This is a genomic window from Flavobacterium sp. (genome assembly GCF_043720215.1).
Lineage (GTDB): Bacteria > Bacteroidota > Bacteroidia > Flavobacteriales > Flavobacteriaceae > Flavobacterium.
Map to the genome: position 1 here is coordinate 1 of NZ_JAYSSZ010000156.1, position 3,788 is coordinate 3,788.

The 3,788-nt window shown below is 31.7% G+C and carries 5 protein-coding genes; 2 read left to right on the plus strand and 3 right to left on the minus strand.

Annotated features, from left to right (window positions below; translation table 11 throughout):
- Positions 1 to 91 precede the first annotated feature (91 nt).
- Together ACHZC3_RS07380 and ACHZC3_RS07385 are read left to right on the plus strand one after the other, a co-directional pair.
- The gene (locus ACHZC3_RS07380; RefSeq protein ID WP_394759222.1) at positions 92 to 520 is read left to right on the plus strand and encodes a deoxycytidylate deaminase; all 429 of its coding nucleotides are present in this window, start codon (positions 92 to 94) and stop codon (positions 518 to 520) included.
- Positions 521 to 536: 16 nt separating this feature from the next.
- Positions 537 to 2,111: a S41 family peptidase gene (locus tag ACHZC3_RS07385; RefSeq protein ID WP_394759223.1), complete on the plus strand. Its 1,575-nt coding sequence runs from the start codon at positions 537 to 539 to the stop codon at positions 2,109 to 2,111.
- Between the two features lie 91 nt (positions 2,112 to 2,202).
- Here ACHZC3_RS07385 and ACHZC3_RS07390 read toward each other — a convergent pair whose 3' ends face one another.
- From ACHZC3_RS07390 to ACHZC3_RS07400, 3 genes are read right to left on the minus strand one after another with little or no spacing between them, the layout of a single operon-like run.
- Positions 2,203 to 2,928: a PH domain-containing protein gene (locus ACHZC3_RS07390; RefSeq protein ID WP_394759224.1), complete on the minus strand. Its 726-nt coding sequence runs from the start codon at positions 2,926 to 2,928 to the stop codon at positions 2,203 to 2,205.
- 55 nt (positions 2,929 to 2,983) lie between these two features.
- Positions 2,984 to 3,349 carry an MmcQ/YjbR family DNA-binding protein gene (locus ACHZC3_RS07395; RefSeq protein ID WP_394759225.1) on the minus strand — a complete coding sequence of 122 codons (366 nt, stop codon included), beginning with the start codon at positions 3,347 to 3,349 and terminating at the stop codon, positions 2,984 to 2,986.
- Between the two features lie 3 nt (positions 3,350 to 3,352).
- Complete coding sequence (locus tag ACHZC3_RS07400) at positions 3,353 to 3,754, minus strand: GNAT family N-acetyltransferase (protein ID WP_394759226.1); 402 nt, start codon at positions 3,752 to 3,754, stop codon at positions 3,353 to 3,355.
- Between the last annotated feature and the right edge of the window lie 34 nt (positions 3,755 to 3,788).

The window sequence follows — 3,788 nt, forward strand, 5'->3', positions numbered from 1 at the left end:
AGAGAATTCATTTTAACTTCATGAAACTAAAAAATAGTTAAATATTCTTAATTAATCATTCTAGCAAAAAAATAATTTACTTTTGTAATTAATGAAAGAGAAAAAACAAAACAAATACGACAAAGCCTATTTACGATTGGCAAAAGAATGGGGCAAACTTTCTTATTGCAAACGCAAACAAGTTGGCGCGATTATTGTTCGTGATAAAATGATAATTTCTGATGGATACAATGGTTCGCCATCTGGTTTCGAGAATTGTTGCGAAGACGAAGAAGGACTTACAAAATGGTATGTGCTTCATGCCGAAGCAAATGCAATACTAAAAGTAGCTCGTTCGACACAAACTTGCGAAGGAGCGACCTTATATATTACATTATCACCATGTAAAGAATGCAGCAAATTAATACACCAATCGGGTATAAAAAGAGTGGTGTATATGGAGGGTTATAAAGACAATTCCGGGTTAGAATTTTTAGAAAAAGCAGGTGTTCAGGTAGATTATATTCAAGAAATTGAATAACTAATAAAAACTCTAAATGAAAGTTGATAAAGTATATTTTCCGTTATTTATTTTTGCTGCAATTGCGGTAGGTTTTTTATTGGGGGGAATTTTTATCAAAGCACCCATTTCATCAAAACAAAATACTCAAAACCAAACTAAGCAAAAGCTGAATAAACTAATCGATTTTATAGACAATGAATATGTCGACAATGTAAATACTGATTCGATTGTAGACCAAACCGTAAACGGAATTTTAGCAAAACTAGATCCACATTCTGTTTATATTGCAAAAAATGAAGCACAAGGCGTTGCTGAAAGTATGAAAGGCGATTTTGTAGGTATTGGTGTCAACTTTTTTGTAGATAACGATACTGTTGCAGTAATCAAACCTGCAGAAGGCGGTCCGTCTGAAAAAGCAGGAATCAAAGCTGGCGATCGAATTTTATCAGCCAATAACGAAAAACTTTTTGGTAAAAAAATCACTACCGAAAAATTATATTCAAAACTAAAAGGCGAACCCAATTCGGAAGTTTTGTTAACCATTTTTAGAAAATCAACCAACAAGAAGTTTAACCTAAAAGTAATTCGTAATGTCATTCCTATAAAAAGTGTCGATATTGCTATCATGCTAAACAAAACAACGGGTTATGTTAAGGTAAATCGTTTTGCAGAAACTACTTACAAAGAGTTTAAAATTGGATTAAATAAACTGATTAAACAAGGAGCAAAATCAGTTGTGATAGATCTTCGTGACAATGGTGGCGGTTATCTTGACCAAGCCGTTTTAATAGCTGACGAATTCCTGAAAGACAAAAAACTAATTGTTTTTACAAAAAATAAAAAAAACAGAATCGATAAAACTTTTGCTACTAAAGATGGTGTTTTCGAAAACGGGAAAGTAACTATTCTAATTAATGAAACAAGTGCTTCAGCAAGCGAAATTCTTGCAGGAGCCATACAAGATAATGATAGAGGTTTGGTTTTAGGTCGCCGTTCTTTTGGCAAAGGATTAGTACAACGCGAAATGCCTTTTGAAGACGGATCGACAGTAAGACTAACCGTTGCGAGATATTATACACCCACAGGACGTTCTATTCAGAAATCATACAAAGCTGGAAGCGAAGAGTATTTTAACGAATTTATGAAACGCTACCAAAGTGGTGAATTATATGCTAAAGACAGTATAAAAATTGCCGACACTCTAAAATTTAAAACCCCAAAAGGAAGAATCGTTTATGGTGGTGGCGGTATTGTGCCTGATGTTTTTATTCCATTAGAATCTACAAAAGGAAATGAAGTTATTCCTATGATTATGCAATCTGGTTTAGTTTCTAATTTTGTTTTTAAAGAGTTGGATCGTCACAGAAACCAATTTTCTAATCTAACTTTTGCTCAAATTATTACTAAAATAGAAAGTACTGATTTATACTATACTAATTTCAAAAAAATGATTCAGGCTAACGATTCATTTATCGATTTAGATTCGAGCAAAGACTTTGTAAAAACACATTTGGCCGCTGAGTTTTGCCGACAACTTTTAGGCGAAAACCAATATTATCAAGTAGTCCTTAAAGAAGACACTATGATTAAGGAAGCGGTAAAAAACTAAAAACACAAAAGCCTATTTAACACGAATTGCACAAATTTTCACTAATTTATTTGTGAAAATTTGTGCAATTCGTGTTCAACTTTTTTTGATATTACATATAACTCAAAATCTCTTTTTTATAAGTGTCGTATTCTCCCTGCATGATTAATCCGTTATCGAGTAATTTTTTATAATTCTGTAATTTTTCAAACAATTCATCTTGTGACAAATCTAATAATTTTTTCTCTGTTGATGTTGCTGTATTTACAGCTTCAGAAACTGGCTCAGAATAAGTGGAAATAGCAGGCATAATTTCAGCATAACTAGTTACTTCTTCGGTTTCCATTTCTTCAATAACTTCTTCTTCATAAGGAATTGTATCTAAAACAGGAATGGGTTCTTCTTCGGTAATTTCTTCAACAATTGGTGCAACAGCTATAGGATTTTTCAACAAATCCATTTGTTCTTTTGCAAAAGTGTGCAATTTTCGAGCTTGGTTTTTAGGAATATAATCGATGCTAATCACCAATTCCGTTTTAGTTGAAAAAGAAAATTCAGAACCTAAAATATTTTCCTTTACAAAAGCACCCGCAATATCGTCCCAATCATAATCAATAAAATCCATAGACAAACCCAGATTTTTAGGCTTGCAAATAATAATTCTCTTATTAGTCATTACAATACTATCAGGAAAAACAGTAATGGCTGGTTTTTTTTGCACACCAATATATCCTATTTCTTCACTTTTCATTAATAAAGATTCCAATTTGGCCGTGATTTTCTCTATAGCTTTCGGGTCTTGGTCTTCGTTTAATATTTTCTTTAAATTGTCAATCATTTTGCTGTAATAATTTTATAATTATTAAAATATGAATCAAAAGTAATGCCTTTTTTTAAGATTCGTTTATTTCGTTTTGATTTTTTTTAGTCAAACTTTTAAAAACCAAATCGTAAGAATGATTTATCAATTCAGCTAACATTTTATTGGAAACATCTTTATTCAAATCGATAGTATTCCAGTGCACTTTGCTCATGTGATAACCTGGTCTAATGGCTTCATATTCTGCCCGAAGTTCGATTGCTTTTTCGGGATCGCATTTCAAATTTAACGAAGGATTTCCGTTTTCGAATTCTTTTAATGAGGTTAAACTAAACATTTTTCCACCTACTTTAAACACCAATGTATCTTCATCAAAAGGAAAATGTTCTGTAACGCCTTTTTTAGATAGGCAAAATTCGTAAAGTTGCTGAATATCCATCGCTTATTTTATTATTTTCTCCATCATTTTTTCTGGATGTGCCAAAGCATTGAATCCGAATTTTTTGTACAAAAAATGTGCATCAAAAGTGGCTAATCGCCAAATTTTTACTCCTTTCAATGTTAATTCATTCATCATGTTTTCTATTAAAATAGAGGAATAACCTTTTCCTCGATGTTGTTCGATTATAAATACATCCATAACATAAGCAAAAACAACATAATCGGTAATAACGCGACAGAAGCCAATTTGGTTATCATCGAGATAAATTCCGAAGCAAAACGAATTGTCAGTCGTTGTTTGAACTTCTTCAATTGTTCTTCCGGCCGCCCAATACACATCTTTCAAAAAATTTTGAATAAAGGGAACATTGAGTTTGTTTTTATCGGTAGAAACGGTTATCATAAAAAATTATTTTAAATTATAAATGTTGAATTTT

Excerpts from the sequence above, each read along its gene's own strand:
- ACHZC3_RS07400 (WP_394759226.1), bottom strand. The coding sequence starts at position 3,754 with ATGATAACCGTTTCTACCGATAAAAACAAACTCAATGTTCCCTTTATT.
- ACHZC3_RS07380 (WP_394759222.1), top strand. The coding sequence starts at position 92 with ATGAAAGAGAAAAAACAAAACAAATACGACAAAGCCTATTTACGATTG.
- ACHZC3_RS07395 (WP_394759225.1), bottom strand. The coding sequence starts at position 3,349 with ATGGATATTCAGCAACTTTACGAATTTTGCCTATCTAAAAAAGGCGTT.
- ACHZC3_RS07390 (WP_394759224.1), bottom strand. The coding sequence starts at position 2,928 with ATGATTGACAATTTAAAGAAAATATTAAACGAAGACCAAGACCCGAAA.
- ACHZC3_RS07385 (WP_394759223.1), top strand. The coding sequence starts at position 537 with ATGAAAGTTGATAAAGTATATTTTCCGTTATTTATTTTTGCTGCAATT.